Annotated in this window: 15 protein-coding genes; 5 read left to right on the top strand and 10 right to left on the bottom strand. The window is 56.5% G+C overall.

What is annotated here, in order from left to right; translation table 11 throughout:
* Positions 1–172 precede the first annotated feature (172 nt).
* From GNG27_RS15705 to sanA, 4 genes are all read left to right on the top strand, one after another.
* Entirely contained in the window at positions 173–571 is a 399-nt protein-coding gene (locus GNG27_RS15705) for a CidA/LrgA family protein (protein WP_142486474.1), read from the top strand.
* A complete protein-coding gene (locus tag GNG27_RS15710) occupies positions 568–1,263 on the top strand; it encodes a CidB/LrgB family autolysis modulator (RefSeq protein WP_142486475.1) in 696 nt (231 codons plus the stop codon). The genes GNG27_RS15705 and GNG27_RS15710 overlap by 4 nt, the downstream gene beginning before the upstream one ends.
* Positions 1,264–1,391: 128 nt before the next feature.
* Positions 1,392–2,276 carry a cytidine deaminase gene (gene cdd / locus GNG27_RS15715; RefSeq protein WP_156264242.1) on the top strand — a complete coding sequence of 295 codons (885 nt, stop codon included), beginning with the start codon at positions 1,392–1,394 and terminating at the stop codon, positions 2,274–2,276.
* Positions 2,277–2,404: 128 nt separating this feature from the next.
* Positions 2,405–3,118 (top strand): outer membrane permeability protein SanA, encoded by a 714-nt coding sequence (sanA, locus tag GNG27_RS15720; protein ID WP_142486477.1) that lies wholly within the window; start codon positions 2,405–2,407, stop codon positions 3,116–3,118.
* Positions 3,119–3,651: 533 nt separating this feature from the next.
* On the opposite strand, the gene mglC is transcribed toward sanA, so the two are convergent.
* From mglC to GNG27_RS15755, 7 genes are all read right to left on the bottom strand, one after another.
* Positions 3,652–4,662: a galactose/methyl galactoside ABC transporter permease MglC gene (gene mglC / locus GNG27_RS15725; protein WP_142486478.1), complete on the bottom strand. Its 1,011-nt coding sequence runs from the start codon at positions 4,660–4,662 to the stop codon at positions 3,652–3,654.
* Between the two features lie 15 nt (positions 4,663–4,677).
* Complete coding sequence (gene mglA, locus GNG27_RS15730; RefSeq protein ID WP_142486479.1) at positions 4,678–6,198, bottom strand: galactose/methyl galactoside ABC transporter ATP-binding protein MglA; 1,521 nt, start codon at positions 6,196–6,198, stop codon at positions 4,678–4,680.
* Between the two features lie 71 nt (positions 6,199–6,269).
* The gene (gene mglB / locus GNG27_RS15735; RefSeq protein WP_142486480.1) at positions 6,270–7,268 is read right to left on the bottom strand and encodes a galactose/glucose ABC transporter substrate-binding protein MglB; all 999 of its coding nucleotides are present in this window, start codon (positions 7,266–7,268) and stop codon (positions 6,270–6,272) included.
* Positions 7,269–7,562: 294 nt separating this feature from the next.
* Positions 7,563–8,585, bottom strand: a complete 1,023-nt coding sequence (galS, locus tag GNG27_RS15740) for an HTH-type transcriptional regulator GalS (protein WP_142486481.1) — start codon at positions 8,583–8,585, stop codon at positions 7,563–7,565.
* Positions 8,586–8,740: 155 nt separating this feature from the next.
* Positions 8,741–9,898, bottom strand: coding sequence for a DUF418 domain-containing protein YeiB (gene yeiB / locus GNG27_RS15745; RefSeq protein ID WP_156264243.1), 1,158 nt, complete (start codon positions 9,896–9,898; stop codon positions 8,741–8,743).
* Positions 9,899–9,915: 17 nt separating this feature from the next.
* Entirely contained in the window at positions 9,916–10,584 is a 669-nt protein-coding gene (gene folE / locus GNG27_RS15750) for a GTP cyclohydrolase I FolE (protein ID WP_032612616.1), read from the bottom strand.
* 117 nt (positions 10,585–10,701) lie between these two features.
* Positions 10,702–11,835: a YbfB/YjiJ family MFS transporter gene (locus GNG27_RS15755; RefSeq protein WP_156264244.1), complete on the bottom strand. Its 1,134-nt coding sequence runs from the start codon at positions 11,833–11,835 to the stop codon at positions 10,702–10,704.
* Positions 11,836–11,976: 141 nt separating this feature from the next.
* Here GNG27_RS15755 and fghA point away from each other — a divergent pair, with 141 nt between their 5' ends.
* Positions 11,977–12,813 (top strand): S-formylglutathione hydrolase, encoded by an 837-nt coding sequence (fghA, locus tag GNG27_RS15760; protein ID WP_142486484.1) that lies wholly within the window; start codon positions 11,977–11,979, stop codon positions 12,811–12,813.
* Positions 12,814–12,935: 122 nt separating this feature from the next.
* On the opposite strand, the gene cirA is transcribed toward fghA, so the two are convergent.
* The 3 genes from cirA to yieE all read right to left on the bottom strand — a co-directional run bounded on the left by cirA (position 12,936) and on the right by yieE (position 17,719).
* Complete coding sequence (gene cirA / locus GNG27_RS15765) at positions 12,936–14,906, bottom strand: catecholate siderophore receptor CirA (protein WP_156264245.1); 1,971 nt, start codon at positions 14,904–14,906, stop codon at positions 12,936–12,938.
* 295 nt (positions 14,907–15,201) lie between these two features.
* On the bottom strand, positions 15,202–16,671 hold the full coding sequence (locus GNG27_RS15775; RefSeq protein WP_142486486.1) for an amino acid permease: 1,470 nt from the start codon (positions 16,669–16,671) through the stop codon (positions 15,202–15,204).
* Between the two features lie 178 nt (positions 16,672–16,849).
* A complete protein-coding gene (gene yieE, locus GNG27_RS15780) occupies positions 16,850–17,719 on the bottom strand; it encodes a DNA-binding transcriptional regulator YeiE (protein WP_156264246.1) in 870 nt (289 codons plus the stop codon).
* Positions 17,720–17,825 lie beyond the last annotated feature (106 nt).

Genomic DNA, 17,825 nt, shown 5'->3' on the forward strand with positions numbered 1-17,825 from the left:
TATCTTTATCTGCCGATCGTATATTGTCAGCGCCGCGTTGTCTCCTGCGGTTTGGGGAATTGCCCAACGTTCCAGAAAGTAATGTCTGGTATGCTCAAAAGTCATGATGTGATCCGTAGCACGTTTCCGGTTTTAATTGTATGATGAATGCGTTCCATTAAGGACTTTCACCATGAAGAAATCACTGATCGTTGTCTGGCAATACCTGCGCGCCTTCATCCTGATTTATGCCTGCCTGTATGCGGGTATTTTTCTCGCCTCCCTGCTGCCGATCACCATTCCCGGCAGCATTATTGGCATGCTGATCCTGTTTGTACTGCTCGCGCTGCAAATCCTTCCGGCAAAATGGGTTAAGCCCGGCTGCTCGGTGCTGATCCGCTATATGGCGCTGCTGTTTGTGCCGATCGGCGTGGGGGTAATGCAATATTACGACCTGCTGAGCGCGCAGTTCGGCCCGATATTTGTCTCCTGCACCATCAGTACGCTGGTGGCGTTTTTAGTGGTGAGCTGGAGCACGCATCTGGTGCACGGGGAACGTAACGTGGTTGGGCAAAAAGGACAGAAAAAATGATGGCCAATATCTGGTGGTCCCTGCCGCTCACCGTGGCGGTATTCTTCGCCGCCCGCAAGCTGGCGGTGCGCCTGAAGTTCCCGCTGCTTAACCCCCTGCTGGTGGCAATGGTAGTGATTATTCCGTTCCTGCTGTTGACCGGCATTCCCTACGCAAAATATTTCCAGGGCAGCAAGGTCCTCAACGACCTGCTGCAACCTGCGGTGGTGGCGCTGGCGTTTCCGCTGTATGAGCAACTGCACCAGATCCGCGCCCGCTGGAAGTCAATCATTACCATCTGCCTGGTGGGCAGCGTGGTGGCGATGATCACCGGCACCTCGGTGGCGTTGCTGATGGGGGCAACCCCGGAAATTGCGGCCTCTATATTACCTAAATCCGTCACCACACCGATCGCGATGGCGGTGGGCGGCAGCCTCGGTGGCATCCCGGCGATCAGCGCCGTGTGCGTGATTTATGTCGGTATTCTCGGGGCGGTATTAGGCCATACGCTGCTGAACGCCATGCGTATTCGCACCAAATCTGCGCGTGGTCTGGCGATGGGGACCGCATCTCACGCCCTCGGCACCGCCCGCTGCGCGGAGCTGGATTATCAGGAAGGGGCGTTCAGCTCCCTGGCGCTGGTGATCTGCGGGATCATGACCTCGCTGATTGCGCCGTTCCTGTTCCCGATTATTCTGGCGGTAATGGGCTAAAATTTGCGACGCGTCGCGCATTTTTCATTTGAGTTTCATAAGTTGCACACATAATGCGATCTGAGTCACATATAAAGCCCCGGCGGCTCCGTACACTACCGATCCATTAACCTTTATGAGGCAACGCCATGCACCCACGTTTTCAATCAGCTTTCGCTCAGCTTGCAGAGAATTTGCAGTCAGCCCTGGCCCCGGTTCTGGCGGATGCACACTTCCCCGCCCTGCTGACGGCTGAACAGGTCACCGCACTGAAACGTGCCACCGATCTGAATGATGACGCGCTGGCCTTTGCGCTTCTGCCGCTGGCGGCGGCCTGCGCCCGCGCCGACCTGTCCCATTTCAACGTGGGTGCCATTGCGCGCGGCGTAAGCGGCACCTGGTACTTCGGCGGCAATATGGAGTTTCTCGGGGCGACCATGCAGCAGACCGTGCATGCCGAACAGAGCGCCATCAGCCACGCCTGGCTGCGCGGCGAAAAATCCCTGCAGGCCATCACCGTGAACTACACGCCGTGCGGCCACTGCCGTCAGTTTATGAACGAACTTAACAGCGGTTTGCAGCTGCGCATCAACCTGCCGGGCCGCGATCCGCATACGCTGGCGGATTACCTGCCGGACGCCTTCGGACCGAAGGATCTGGAGATAAAATCCCTGCTGATGGATGAGCAGGATCATGGCTACGCCGTGAGCGGGGACGAGCTGGCCCAGGCCGCTATCCGCGCCGCCAACCAGTCGCACGCCCCCTACAGCAACTCCCCGAGCGGAGTGGCGCTGGAGTGTCGCGATGGTCGCATCTTCACCGGCAGCTATGCCGAGAACGCCGCCTTTAACCCGACGCTGCCGCCGCTGCAGGGCGCACTCAACCTGCTCAGCCTCAACGGTTACGACTACCCGGATATTCAGCGCGCCATTCTGGCGGAAAAAGCCGATGCTCCACTGATCCAGTGGGATGCCACCGCGGCCACGCTGCGCGCGCTGGGTTGTACCAGCATCGACCGCGTGCTGCTGGCGTAAGCCTCTGATGCGGGCAGCAATGCCCGCATAATTGATGAAAATCCCCCCAATTAAACCGCCGTTTCTTGCGCTTACCAGACGGGTAAAGTAGCCTGAGTGAAATTTCACCTTTGGTAAGAGTCATCTGTATGTTAAAGCGCGTGTTTTACAGCCTGGTTGCCCTGATCGCCATCGTGCTGTTGACTGCGCTGGGCCTCGACCGCTGGATGAGCTGGAAAACAGCCCCCTATATCTTTGATGACCTTCAGGATCTGCCCTACCGCCAGGTTGGCGTGGTGCTTGGCACCGCCAAGTATTACCGCACCGGGGTGATCAACCAGTATTACCGCTACCGCATTCAGGGTGCGCTCAACGCCTACAACAGCGGCAAGGTCAACTACCTGCTGCTGAGTGGCGACAACGCTCTGCAGAGCTACAATGAGCCGGTCACCATGCGTAAAGACTTGATTGCCGCAGGCGTGGACCCGGCGGATATCGTGCTCGACTACGCCGGTTTCAGGACCCTCGATTCCATTGTCCGCACCCGTAAGGTGTTTGATACCAACGATTTCATCATCATCACCCAGCGCTTCCACTGCGAGCGCGCGCTGTTTATTGCCCTGCATATGGGCATTCAGGCGCAGTGCTATGCCGTCCCGTCACCAAAAGACATGCTCACCGTGCGGGTGCGTGAATTTGGTGCCCGTCTGGGGGCGCTGGCCGATCTCTATGTCTTCAAACGCGAACCGCGCTTCTTAGGCCCGCTGGTGCCGATCCCGGCGATGCTGGAAGTACCGGAAGATGCCCAGGGTTATCCGGCAGTGACGCCGGAGCAGCTGCTGGAGATGCAGAAGAAGAAATAAACCTCGCCGGGTGGCAGCTTCGCCTTACCCGGCCTACAAAACCCCGCAATACCGTAGGCCCGGCAAGCGCAGCGCCGCCGGGCATCAGCCGCACCGCTGCCATATCGCCGGGTGGTGGCTTCGCCTTACCCGGCCTATAAAACCCCGCAATACCGTAGGCCCGTGCAAGCGCAGCGCCGCCGGGCATCAGCCGCACCTCTGCCACATCGCCGGGTGGCGGCTTCGCCTTACCCGGCCTACAAAACCCCGCAATACCGTAGGCCCGGCAAGCGTAGCGCCGCCGGGCATCAGCCGCACCGCTGCCACATCGCCGGGTGGCGGCTTCGCCTTACCCGGCCTACAAAACCCCACAATACCGTAGGCCCGTGCAAGCGTAGCGCCGCCGGGCATCAGCCGCACCTCTGCCACATCGCCGGGTGGCGGCTTCGCCTTACCCGGCCTACAAAACCCTGCAATACCGTAGGCCCGGCAAGCGTAGCGCCGCCGGGCATAAAAAAACCCGCATTACGCGGGTTTTTTCGTTATCAGCAATCTTATTTCTTACGCGCGTACTTCAGGGAGTCCAGCGCAACGGCGAAGATAATGATCGCGCCCTTGATGATGTACTGCCAGTACGGGTTCACGCCGATATAGGTCAGACCGTAGTTGATAACGGTGAAGATGATAACACCGGTTACCACGCCCAGCACGGTACCCACACCACCGCTGAACGACACGCCACCGACGACGCACGCGGCAATCGCATCCAGCTCATACATAAAGCCGAGGTTGTTGGTGGCAGAGCCGATACGGCCCGCTTCCAGCAAACCACCGAACGCGTAGAACACGCCGGACAGGGCATAGATCACCAGCAGGTTCAGCGCCACGTTAACACCGGAGACTTTCGCCGCTTCCGGGTTACCGCCGATAGCGAAGATGTTCTTACCGAAGCGGGTTTTGTTCCACAGCACCCAGACAAAGGCCACCGCAATCAGGGCATAGAAGGTGATGTAAGAGAGGCGGAAGCTACCCAGCGCGATAAAGCCCTGCGCAAAGGTGGAGAAGCCGCTGTCGAAACCAGAAATCGGCGATGCACCCACGAAGTCGTAGTACAGGGAGTTGATACCGTAAACGATGATCATCGTACCCAGGGTGGTAATGAACGGCGTGACGTTCAGGTAAGCGATGATGATGCCGTTAATCAGACCAATAATCGCACCGATAGCACAGACAATCAGGACCACCAGGATGATAGGCATGGTCGCCATTTCCGGGAACACCTTGTTGGCGTTTTCCATGGATTGCAGAAGCGTTGCCGCGACAACCGCCGCCAGGCCGACCTGACGGCCGGCTGACAGGTCGGTACCCTGGGTAACGATCAGGCCCGCCACGCCCAGGGCGATAATAATACGTACAGAAGACTGAGTCAGAATGTTACTTAAGTTCAGCAGACTTAAGAATGTCGGATCCTGGAAAATAATAATGGCCAGCAAGACTAAAAGAACAACGTAAATACCGCCTTCTTTCAGATAAGTAAGAAAACTTTTCTTATTTAACGCACTCATGAGGAGCCCCTAATCTTAAAGGTGCAAAGACGCAAGACGCAAAATTTCGTTTTGCGTTGTCGTTTTGGTTTCAACAATTCCGGCAACGAGACCATTGCTCATAACCAGAATACGATCTGTGATCCCTAACAATTCCGGCATTTCGGACGAAATAATAATAATCCCTTTATCTTTCTTGGCTAACTCAGCAATCAGCTGATAAATTTCAAATTTTGCACCAACGTCGATACCACGGGTTGGTTCATCCAGCATCAGAATTTCAGGCTGGGTTAATAACCAGCGTCCAATAATTACCTTTTGCTGGTTACCACCGGAGAGCGAACCAATTTGCGTGCGATGTCCTGGGGTTTTTACGCGCATCGAGTCAATTACCCACTGGGTATCGCTCTTCATGCGGGAATTATCCAACAGGCCGATTTTGTTTTTGTAATTATGAATATTAGAAATTAAGGAGTTAAAGTTAATATCCAGATAGGCGTAAATACCGGTCGAGCGACGCTCTTCCGTCACCAGCGCAAAGCCGTGGTTAATGGCTTCGTTGGCGTTATGGTTATTGATCTTTTTCCCGTGCAGGGTGATGGTCCCGCCGGATTTTTCGCGAATACCGAACAGGGTCTCCACGATATCGGTACGCTTGGCCCCCACCAGACCGGCAATCCCGAGGATCTCCCCTTTATGCAGGTCGAAGGAGATGTCGCGAATGGAGGGCTGACGCAGTGAAGTCAGGTTGCGCACCTCCAGAATCACTTCGCCCGGCTTGTTCTCTTTGTTCGGGAAACGCTGGTTCAGGGAGCGCCCCACCATCATGGCGATGATCTTGTCCATGTCCAGCCCTTCCAGCGGCTGGGTGGCGATCCACTGGCCGTCGCGCAGTACCGTAATCTCATCACACAGCTGGAAGATCTCTTCCATTTTGTGCGAGATATAGACGATGCCGCAGCCGCGATCCTTCAGCTTACGGATAATGGTGAACAAATGGTTCACCTCTTTTTCCGTTAACGAAGAGGTAGGCTCATCCATAATCACGATTTTCGCGTTATAGGAGAAGGCCTTGGCGATTTCGATCATCTGCATCTGTGAAACCGATAATGTACCGACGCGCGCACGCGGATCGATATCAATATCCAGTTCATCAAAAATTGCTTTGGTGTCGCGATACATTTTGTCCTGATCGACAAATACGCCTTTGGTCGGATAACGCCCCAACCACATATTGTCCATAACAGAACGCTGAAGTACCAGGTTAAGTTCCTGGTGAACCATCGAAATACCGTTTTCCAGTGCCTCTTTGGCGGAATGGAAATCGATCTCTTTCCCCTGAAAAAGAATGCTGCCAGAATCTTTTTGATAGATCCCAAATAAGCATTTCAATAATGTTGATTTACCCGCACCGTTTTCACCCATTAAGGCGTGAATGGAGTGAGGCCGTACTTTTAAATTAACATTATCCAGTGCTTTAACCCCGGGAAACGACTTGTTGATACCGCTCATTTCCAACAAGTATTCACCGGACGACTGAGTCGTTGTGCTGACCATAATTATACCTTCTCGGCCTCGCGTCGCGTGATAAAAGGGCGCAGAAACTGCGCCCAGTGGAATGCTTTAACTTATTTACCGGTGAACTGCGCCAGGTTTTCCTGATCTACGCCAACGTACGGTACGCGAACAACTTTGTTGTCGATTTTCCAGTTGGTGCCGTCAGCTGCGCCCTTGCCTTCTGCCAGGTTTTTCGCCAGGTCGAAGGTGGCTTTCGCCTGGTTGTTGGCATCGTTCAGCACGGTACCGGCCATTGCGCCAGATTTAACCAGGGCCAGCGCTTCTGGCAGGGCATCCACGCCAAATACCGGGATAGAGGATTTGTTGTGTGCTTTCAGGGCTTCTACAGCACCCATTGCCATCGCATCGTTGTTGGCGATAACCACTTCGATTTTGTTAGCGTTCGGGCCGGACAGCCATGCGTCCATCTTGTCTTTCGCCTGTGCGGTGTCCCACATGGCGGTATCTAATGCCAGCTGCTGGGTTTTCAGGCCCTTGTCGTTCAGCTCTTTGATCACGTAAGTGGTACGTGCTTCAGCATCCGGGTGGCCTGGCTCGCCTTTCAGCAGCACAAACTGAACCTGACCGTCTTTGTTCAGATCCCAGTTCGGGTTAGCAGCCCAGTGTTTAGCAATCAGGTCGCCCTGAATGATGCCGGATTCTTTGGAGTCGGTGCCCACGTAGAAGGCTTTGTCGTAGCTATCCAGCGCTTTACGGGAAGGTTCTTTGTTGAAGAACACCACTGGCACATTCTGGCCACGCGCTTTCTCAATAACGGTGCCTGCAGCCGCCGGGTCAACCAGGTTGATTGCCAGTGCTTTCACGCCTTTTGCCAGCAGTACGTCGATCTGGTCGTTCTGTTTTGACTGGTCATTCTGGGAGTCATTCATCAGCAGCTGCACTTCTGGAGCTGATTTACCCTCTTTCTCGATGGCTTTACGCACAACAGACATAAAGTTGTCGTCGTATTTATAGATAGTCACACCAATACGGCTATCTGCAGCGTGCGCGGTTGCACCAAAAAGCATGCTTGCCATAACAGCAGACAGAGTCAACACCTTCTTATTCATGATATCTCCGGTTTTTTTTATGCAGGGTAGTTCGTGTGAATAACGATCGGCGGGCAAATGTTAATGAAACGTTAATGCCGGCCGAAGTCCACTTATAAAATTTCTATCTTCCTTGGTCGGTAACGCTCCAGAATGCGTTTTTTTGGATGTTTAATGTGCCCTGGCTATAGTGAAAGTGATTATTCACCGTTACATAGCGTTTCAGTCACTAAAACGCTGACATCATAGACAGCGCATTGTTAACTTACTGTGAATTTACTCACAAATTGAAAACGGTTACATCACGGCGAATTATTAGTTAGTGATCGGTGCCACAATTTGCCGCAGGGCTACCGAGTGACGACGCACTAAAGTCGGCATAAAACAGTGTGTTGCGGTGATATCCAGTTTCCCTGCGGCCCCCTGCAACGCCAGCTCCGTGGCCAGCCGTGCCATAGAGGCAATCGGGTAGCGCACCGTGGTCAGCTGAGGGTCCGTGTAACGGGCAATCGGAATATCATCGAAACCAATCAATGACAGATGCTGTGGCACCGCAATGCCGTTGTCCTTCAGCGCCGTTAGCGCGCCTGCGGCCATGCTATCGTTGTAGGCAAAGACCGCGGTCAGCTGCAGGTTGCGCCCGAGCAGCTCCACCATGGCCGCCTCTCCGCCCTGCATGTCCGGCGCGCCTGTACCAATCCAGCTGTCCGATGCGGTAATGCCCTGCTCCAGCAACGCTTTCTGCCAGCCTTCACGACGCATTTCGTCATCCTCAATGCGGTGGCTTGACGCAAGATAGCCGATGCGCTGATGTCCGTTGTTCACCAGCATCCGCGTCGCCATCATCGCTCCGCTGACGTTATCAAGGCAGACGCAGCGGTGGGCATAGCCAGGCACGATGCGGTTGATCAGCACCATGCCGGGGATCTGCTCCATCAGAGAAGACAGCTCCTCATCGCTTAAGGCTTTTGAGTGGACAATCAGGGCGTTACAGCGCTGACGGATCAACACCTCAATGGCATTACGCTCTTTTTCCGCCTCGTGATAGCTGTTACCGATCAGCACATTTTTCTGGTGCTCCTGAGCAACCATGTCCACGGCTTTCACCAGTGCGCCAAAGAAGGCATCCGACACGTCCATCACAACCACGCCGATGGTGTCGCTGACCTGGGTCGCCAGCGCCTGGGCGTTGGCGTTCGGCCGGTAGCCGAGCGCCGTGACGGCTTTCATCACGCACTCGCGGGTCTCCGGACTGACCAGCGCGCTGTTATTGAGAACCCGGGAAACGGTGGCGACAGAAACGCCCGCCTGACGCGCGACGTCACGAATGGTGATCATATTCACCATCCTTATTTAGATTGCAGCAACTCACAGACACCCCCTGTGTTTAGCAAGGTGACTATTCTGGCAGCGAGAAAGGGAGGACTACGTGAAGAAGCTCACAAGGATGAAAACGGTTACATCCGTTTTGTTAATGATTGTGATCCAGATCGTTATCCGGATGTATTACTTAATGAAACCCCTGCAGCACGTGCGGTCAATTGCCGCCACAGCCATTCCAGCGGACCCTGGCGGAAATGGCGCAGCCAGAAAACCGAGAACAGGATGTTCACCAGCCAGACTGGCAGGACAAAACCCAGCAGCTGCAGGCGATCAAAATGCATAAACAGGCCTAACTGATAGAACAGGGTCGTGCAGATAAGGGTCTGGAGAAGATAGTTGCTAAGCGCCATCCGCCCCACGCAGGCCACCGCCATCACCAGCCGGAAACGACAGAGCTGCGGCCAGAAGCCATACATCAGCGCGGCATAGCCTATCGTCTGCAGCGGCGCGCTAAGTTCGCGCGGTGCCTGTAACAGAAACGCACACCAGCGGTAATCCCAGTTCAGATACCACTGGGCGATCACCGCCGGGAGATTAATCGCCAAACCGGCCAGCACCAGCCACAGCCCGGTACGCCGATAGTGACGCAGGCTAAACTCGCCTTTCAGCCAGCCGGTACGCATCAGCGCGGCGCCGATCAGCATCATCCCCGCCAGCTGCCAGCCGTACTGCGCCCCAAGCGCCAGCAGGCTGTTGCCAATCATATCGGCCCGGTTGCTGATAGCCTCCATTCCGCCGCCCAGTTTCCAGTACTGCTCATACTGGAGACTGGCCGCATCCGGCACCCAGGAACGATTGGTAGAGCCGCCCGAGATAACCCCCAGTAGCAGCAGGATGGCAACGCCGATGAGAAAAAGCACCACCCCGGTATTAAAGAGGTTTTTGACATCGTGGGCATCGCGGATGATGCGCCAGCAGATCAGCCCCACCAGCCCGTAGGCCAGCAGAATGTCACCGTCCCAGAACAGCAGCCCGTGAATAAACCCGAGCAGCACCAGCAGCGAGAGGCGGGCCTGGATCCAGCGCTTTCCGCGCTTCAACAGTAGCTGAAGTCCGGCACCGAACAGCAGGGCAAACAGGGTGAGGAATTTGACCTGGGCGAAGAGGTCCAGCACCGCCCACGTCCAGGCGTCACTGAGGGTAATATCGCCATACCAGGCGGGATTGAGGTAAGCGGCTTTCGGCAGACCGAAGCCGCTGATATTGAGCAGCAGAATACCCAGAATAGCGACGCCACGAACGAAATCCAGCGTGACATTTCTTTCCATGTATCCTGCCCTGATGATCAGTTGTGGTGACGTACGGCGCGCAGGAACTCCTGACGGGTGTTCTGGCTTGATTTAAACAGGCCGCCTAGCGAGGTGGTCGTGGTGGCGCTGGTGGCATCACGAATGCCGCGCGCTTTCACGCAGTAATGCACCGCGTCAATGGAAACCGCCACGTTGTTGGTGCCAAGCAGCGTTTGCAGCGCGATGAGGATCTGCTGGGTTAAACGCTCCTGCACCTGCGGACGCTGGGCAAAGAACTGCACGATACGGTTAATCTTCGACAGGCCAATCACCGAGTCTTTCGGAATATAGGCCACGGTCGCTTTGCCGTCGATGGTCACAAAGTGGTGTTCACAGGTGCTGGTCAGGGTGATATCACGCACCGTCACCATCTCATCTACCTTCATTTTGTTCTCAATGACGGTGATTTTCGGGAAATTAGCGTAATCCAGCCCGGAGAAAATCTCATCGACATACATTTTGGCGATGCGACGTGGGGTCTCCATCAGACTGTCATCGCTCAAATCGAGATTCAGCAGCTGCATGATTTCGGTCATATGCCCGGAAATAAGACGTTTACGCGTTTCGTTGTCCAGATCCTGAACCGGCGGACGCAGCGGGGTTTCGAGACCGTGTGCGACCAGCGCTTCGTGGACGAGAGCTGCTTCTTTACTCATTGATGACATTCTTTTCTCCTGCAGGTGCGGTGCTCTTCTGCCCTCCGTGGGGCAAAATGTGCACTCATTGTGCGCGAGGCGGCGAGCATAATCCAGTATTCACCGCGATAATTATTCCAATTGCCGTTACCTTTCAACCTGACGCTGCCAGACCAGCCCACCCGCCACGAAAAGGGCGATACCAGCAAGGCCCAGGGCGGGCTCCAGCTGATGGGTAAGCCAGCTCGACAGCGCCGAGGTCATCGGGCCAATCAGCTGCCCGACCGCATAGCCGGTCGTCAGTAATCCGGCCATATAACGCGTGTGATTCGGTGCCAGTTCACGCCCGTAGAGCAACGAGAGCTGCACCGCACATAAAAATCCTCCGCCGACCAGCAGCGCACCGGTCACCAGACCGGCCATCCCCGGCATCAGCCAGGCGGCAATCACCCCCACCGCCTGCAGCCAGAGCACCAGCGCCAGCCTGCGATGGGAGGTAGAGACATGACGCAGGGCGATACTTAGCGCAATGCCCAGCACCGAGGCGACGCCGAACACCGGCCAGACAAACTGGGCAAACGCGCTGCCGGGAAAGCGCAGCGCCGCCATCTGCGACAAAAAGGTCGCCGGGAGGATGTAGCCAAACCCGGCGAGGCTGTAGCTCCAGACCAGACGACGCAGATCGCGGGTCAGCGTCAGCGGCTCCGGCGTGGTGCCCGGACGATGCAGCTGCCCGGCACGCGGCAGATAGCGGGCCACCAGCGCGATCAGCACCAGCGCCAGCACGCCGTAGATTTGCCACGCGGCGCCAGCTGATAACCCGTGCGCCTGGATCCACACCGCCAGCAGACCGCTGATGGTAATACCCGCTCCGGGCCCGGCGAAGACCGCAGCACTCAGGCCAGGTTTGCCGAAATGGGCCAGCCGCTCGTTGGTCCAGGCGGCCACCAGCACCATTGACCAGCCGCTCATGCAGCCAATCACAAAACGCAGCAGCCCGTGGACCAGGGCATTATCTGCGACCGCCGAAAGCAGGGTCAGCGCCACCGCGCCAATAATCCCCAGCCACAGCCGACCTTCGACAAACCGGTGCGCGCGCATGGCATCCCATGCCCCCACCAGATAGCCGAGATAGTTCATGGCCGCCACCAGCCCGGCGCTGGTCAGGGTGAGTTGCCCTGCCGCAATCATCAGCGGTACCTGTGGGGTAAAGGCAAAGCGCCCTATTCCCATCGCCACCACCAGAACCACAAATCCGCTGAGCGCGATACGCAGCGCCATGACCACTCCAGTTGTTAAAGTTTCGTAAATTCATGATGCAGGATATGTCGTTAATGCGGAAGTGAAAGTTACTCACTCGTTATTGAATTATCTGTATTATGACCTTCATCTCTCTATACAACCTTCCTGAAGGAGCCCTGCATGGAACTGCTCGAAGAGCACCACTGTTTTGAAGGTCGACAGCAGCGCTGGCGTCATGACTCCGCGGTGCTGAACTGTGCGATGACGTTCAGCATCTTTCTGCCCCCCTCTAACGGCGCAGCAAAACCGCCGGTGCTGTACTGGCTCTCCGGCCTGACCTGCAACGATGAGAATTTCACGACCAAAGCGGGCGCCCAGCGGGTGGCGGCGGAACTGGGGATCGCCCTGGTGATGCCTGATACCAGCCCGCGCGGTGACGAGGTGGCGGACGATGCCGGTTACGACCTGGGCAAAGGCGCCGGATTCTACCTGAATGCCACCCAGGAACCCTGGGCGCGTCATTACCGGATGTATGATTACCTGCGCGATGAACTCCCGGCGCTGATCCAGGCGGAATTTGCGGTATCCGATCGCTGTGCAATCAGCGGCCATTCGATGGGCGGTCACGGTGCACTGGTGATGGCGCTGAAAAATCCGGGTAAATACGTCAGCGTATCGGCATTTTCGCCGATCGTGAACCCGTCCCAGGTGCCGTGGGGGCAAAAAGCGTTCACCCATTACCTGGGTGAGGATGCAGAGGCCTGGCAGGCGTGGGACAGCTGTGCGCTGATGCTGGCCAGCCAGCCGGAACAGGCGATCCCGACGCTTATCGATCAGGGCGATGCCGATCAGTTCCTGGCGAGCCAGTTACAGCCGGCGGTGCTGGCGGAAGCCGCGCGCCAGAAGGCCTGGCCGCTGACGTTGCGTATCCAGCCGGGCTACGATCACAGCTATTTCTTTATTGCGTCCTTTATTGAAGATCATCTGCGCTTCCATGCGCAGCAGTTGTTGAAGTAAGTGCAGCCTTCATGCCCGGTGGCGCTTCGCTTACCGGGCCTACAAAACCCACACCAGCCCGTAGGCCGGGCAAGCGCAGCGCCGCCCGGCAAACAGACCGCACCGCTCCGGCGATCCCTCGATCAGAACTGGTAATCCACCGCCATAAAGTAACGGCGTCCTTCTTCGGTATAGCTGTAGTCGTCGCGGCTGAGATCTTTATCCAGCAGGTTCATAACCCCCGCACGCAGCTTGACGTTTTTGGTTGCCTGCCACGCACCACCGGTGTTCCACACCACGTAACCGCCCGGCGTTGCGGCGCCATCGGTAACGGTGCGTTTCTCACCCGTATAATTACCCTGCACGTAGAAGGACCACGCCTGGGTTGCCTGCCAGTCCAGCGTGCCGTTCGCGGTATGGAACGGCAGCTCAGAGAGCGGCTTGTTCTCGCCGTTGCTGATATCACGCCCGTCGTTATAGGTGTAATTCAGCGTCATGCGCCAGTCTTCGGCAATCGGGAACTTAACTTCCGTCTCCAGACCACGGATACGCGCTTTATTGACGTTGTAGTAACGGAACACCGGTTCGCCATCGGCATTCAGCCCGACGTAGTTCGGGTAGCCCTGCGCCTGATTGACGTTCGCGGTACGCAGAATGCTGATGCGGTCATCAACGTCGTTCTGGAAGGCGGTAATGCTGCCCTGCACGCCCTCTAACCAGCCCTCTTCTCCGGAGTAGTAGAGACCCAGCTCGATGCTTTCGCTGGTTTCCGGCTTCAGATCCGGGCTACCGACAATTTCACAGGCACCACGGCAGGAGCCGGTGGTCCAGTCCGGGCTCAGTTGCAGCAGGGATGGCGCTTTAAATGCCGTCGCCCAGCCGCCTTTTACCGTCAGGGTATCGGTGGCGTTATAGACCAGATAAGCACGCGGGCTCCAGTGGTCGCCGTAGGTTTCGTGGTCATCCATACGCACGCCGGTGGTCAGCGCCAGCGGCTCGAAGATCCGCCATTCGTCTTCCAGGAACAGCGCATACTGGCTGGCCGAGGTATTACTGCTGCTGCCGCCGGTGATGTTAACCGGATCTTTCAGCTTGTCGTGACGCCATTCCCCGCCAAAGGTCAGGAGCTGGTTAATCTCCCCCAGCGGCAGGACGTATTTGCCGTCAATGGAGTTGCTTTCGGAGGTAATTGGGTTGCTGTTGCCCGGGTTTTTGTTATCAACCTTCTCGCCGTAGAATTTCAGCTCGCTGTTGCCCACGCCCCAGCGGCCGTTGTGGCTCAGGGAGTAGTTCTGGCGCTCAAGGCGGTTCTGATCCAGCGAGTCGGAGTCACGATCCTGACGGTCAAAACCGTAGCCCGCGGTGAAATCGTGGTTCTCGTTCGGGGTCCAGGCAAATTCCACGTTGGCATCGCGGCTGGTAAAGCCTTCGATGCGCGGAGTTTCTCCGGTAGCGCTGGTGGTTGAATCTTGCGGATCGTCTTTATCGCGTTTAGACAGGCTGCCGAAGGCCTTCAGGCCGAGGACGCCATCCACCAGCGGGCCGCTGGTATAGAACTGGCCGCCATAGGTGTCGCCACGATCGCGGTGCTCCTGAATCGTGGTATCGGCGGTGAGGGTCCCGGTCCATTTCTGGCCGATCTTTTTGGTGATGATGTTGACCACGCCGCCCAGGGCATCGGAGCCGTAGAGGGAAGACATCGGACCGCGCACCACTTCGATGCGTTCGATGGCGTCAACCGGAACCCAGTTAAGGTCGAAGTCGTTATGGCGGAAAACGGCATTGCGCGAGTTGACGCGTTTACCGTCAACCAGGATCAGCGTGTAGCTGCTGTCCAGACCGCGAATACTGACGCCCTTACGGTTGTCCCCTTCGTCAGTTAACTGCACGCCCGGAACGTCCTTTAATACATCTTTCAGGTTCTGCACCGGCTTGCGCTGCAGATCCTGCTGAGTGATGACGCTGATACTGGCCGGGGCATCTTTCAGGTTTTGCTCGTTGGCCGAGGCGGTCACCACCATGGTGTCGCCAGATTCCGCCGCAACAACCGGCAGGGCCAGGGACAGAGCAGACGCGCACAGCCCTCCCCGAACGAAGGGATTCAACCTAAACATTTCCTATCTCCATGAGGTAAACACAGCAAAATCAAATATGTACTGCTCACAATTGCATTGCATGCCGCCCGCTTCTCTGGCAGGTCGGCCGGGTAATTCTTTGCAGGTGTGGGCACAACATCCTCCCCTGACCAGGGCAACGATGCTGACTCCTTCATCCCTTTGATTACTTTGCTAATGATAAAGCAAACGATAACTATTATCAATTCAATTGTTAAAAGTTATGTCAAGAGTGCATAGTGTGGAGAAATAAAAAAACCCGCTCGGGTGAGCGGGTTAAAGAGAGGCGTTGCGGTTATTTTTTAAAGCTATTCGGAAATTCCATTTCGCTATAGCTGACAAACTTCGTTCCCTTCGCCAGCTTGTAGCCAAACCAGATGATCAGGAACAACGGGATACCAATATAGGTCGCTGCCACGCCGCCCCAGTCAATGGTGTCGGCGAGGAAGGCTTCGTAGTTCTGACCCAGAGTGATGATCAGACACAGCACAAAGGCGAAGATCGGCCCCAGCGGGAAGAACCCGGAGCGGTACGGCAGGTTGCTAATGTCATAACCCTGCTTCACGTAGCCGCGACGGAAACGGTAGTGGCTGATGGCGATACCGAGCCAGGCGATAAAGCCCGTCATGCCGGAGGTATTCAGCAGCCAGAGGTAGACCGTCTGGTTGCCAAACATTGAGGTCAGGAAGCACAGGCAGGCAATCACGGTGGTGGCATACAGCGCGTTACGCGGCACGCCGCCCCGGGACAGCTTCGCGAAAATACGCGGCGCTTTGCCGTCGCAGGCCAGGGAGTAGAGCATACGGGTAGAGGCGTACATCCCGGAGTTACCCGCCGACAGTACCGCCGTCAGGATCACCGCATTCATCACCGCTGCCGCAGAGAGCAGGCCGGCATGCTGGAACACCAGGGTGAACGGGCTGACGCTGATGTCTTTCACATCGTTACGCAGCAGGCTCGGATCGGTATACGGAATGATCAGGCTAATAATCAGGATTGCGAACACATAGAACAGCAGGATACGCCAGAAGACCTGCCGCACCGCGCGCGGAATGTTCTTCTCCGGGTTTTCGGATTCACCGGCGGCAATACCGATAAGCTCCGTTCCCTGGAAGGAGAAGCCGACGATCATCGCCACGCCAATCATCGCCGAGAAGCCCCCGGCAAAGGGCGCATCGCCAATCCCCCAGTTGCTCCAGCCCGCCGGTTCGGTGCCTTTGAAGATACCGAAGATCATCGCCACGCCCACGGCGATAAAGATGATCACCGTGGCGACTTTGATCAGCGAGAACCAGTATTCCGCTTCGCCAAAACCGCGCACGGAGATGTAGTTCAGCAGGAAGATCAGTCCGAGGAAGATGGCGCTCCAGATCCAGCCCGGCGTATCCGGGAACCACCAGGTCATCACCAGCTGCGAGGCCACGAGATCCACGGCGATGGTGACCGCCCAGTTGTACCAGTAGTTCCAGCCCAGCGCGAAGCCGAAGCCTTCTTCCACGTATTTCTGACCGTAGGTGGAGAAAGAACCGGATACCGGCATATATGCCGCCAGCTCGCCCAGGCTGGTCATCAGGAAGTAGACCATCAAACCGATCAGGATATAGGAAAAGAGCGCGCCGCCAGGGCCCGCTGCAGAAATGGTCGCTCCAGAGGCGACAAACAAACCTGTACCGATAGAACCGCCAATGGCAATCATCGTCAGGTGACGCGCCTTGAGTTCGCGACGTAGCGCGGGCGCTTCTGTGGTTTTATTTTCGGAAACCATATGAAAATGCTGTCCATTCAAAAAATGAGGCGCGATTGTAGCAGACGATCGCCAGCTCTTCCGGCACAAATGCCCTGTTATAAGAGAGCTTCATGACCGGGCCGGGATTATAAGTAAAGCAGAGAATGACACCGGTTTGCGAAACAGATCCCGGCGGGTAAATCGCCGCCGGGCGGGCCTACATTTCGCAGTAACGCAGAAAACGCTGCAGGGAGTTGGAGAGGTGCTTCTGGCGATGATGGATGCGCCACAGGGTACGCACCAGCTTAGTCGGCAGCGGAACGGGGATCTCCACAAGCGTGCCGCTCTCCAGCTGTTCAGCAATCACCCGGCGTGACAGGCAGCTGATGCCAAGACCGTGGCGCACCGCATGTTTGATCGCCTCCGAGTTGCCCAGCTCCATGCCCATATGAAACTGCGGCAGATGCGAAAGCAGCAGATAATCGACGATCTCCCGCGTGCCCGACCCCTGCTCGCGCAAAATCCACGGTGCCTGCGCCAGCCGCTCCAGCGTCACCTCCTGCTGCAATAAAGAAGAGGCCGGCGAGGCGAAGACTACCAGCTCATCCTCCAGCCAGGGATCCGCAATGATGTCGGCGTTGTGGCACGGCCCTTCGATAAGGCCAATATCCACCCGAAAGTCGATCACCGCGGTGATCACGTCCTGGCTGTTGCCGACGCTCATCTCCAGCGGCAAAGACGGGAAATCGCGGCGGTAGCGGGCAATCACCTCCGGCAGGATATAGTTGCCGATGGTGCTGCTGGCATAGACGCGAATGGCGCCGTTATCCTCGCGAAACAGCTGTTCGATCTCGACGGTCTGCTCCAGCAGCGCCAGCGCGCGGGGATAGAGCAAACGCCCGTGCTCGTTAACCACCAGCCGCTTCCCTACCCTGTCAAAGAGCTGAACCCCCAGCTGGCCTTCAAGATCGGTCAGCGCGGCGCTGACCGCGGACTGGGATAGCGCCAGCATCTGGGAAGCCTGGGTAGTCGACCCGCTTTTCAGCACTTCGGCAAAGACTTCAAGCTGGCGTAACGTAATGTGCATAGTTGCCATCCGGTACGGTAAGCACTCTGCTTACCACTTATAAAGATTAATTATAAATATATAATCAATTTTATTTTTAAGCCAGCACGCCGTAACCTTTAGCCAG

This window comes from Leclercia sp. 119287 (assembly GCF_009734485.1).
GTDB classification, from domain to species: domain Bacteria; phylum Pseudomonadota; class Gammaproteobacteria; order Enterobacterales; family Enterobacteriaceae; genus Enterobacter; species Enterobacter adecarboxylatus_C.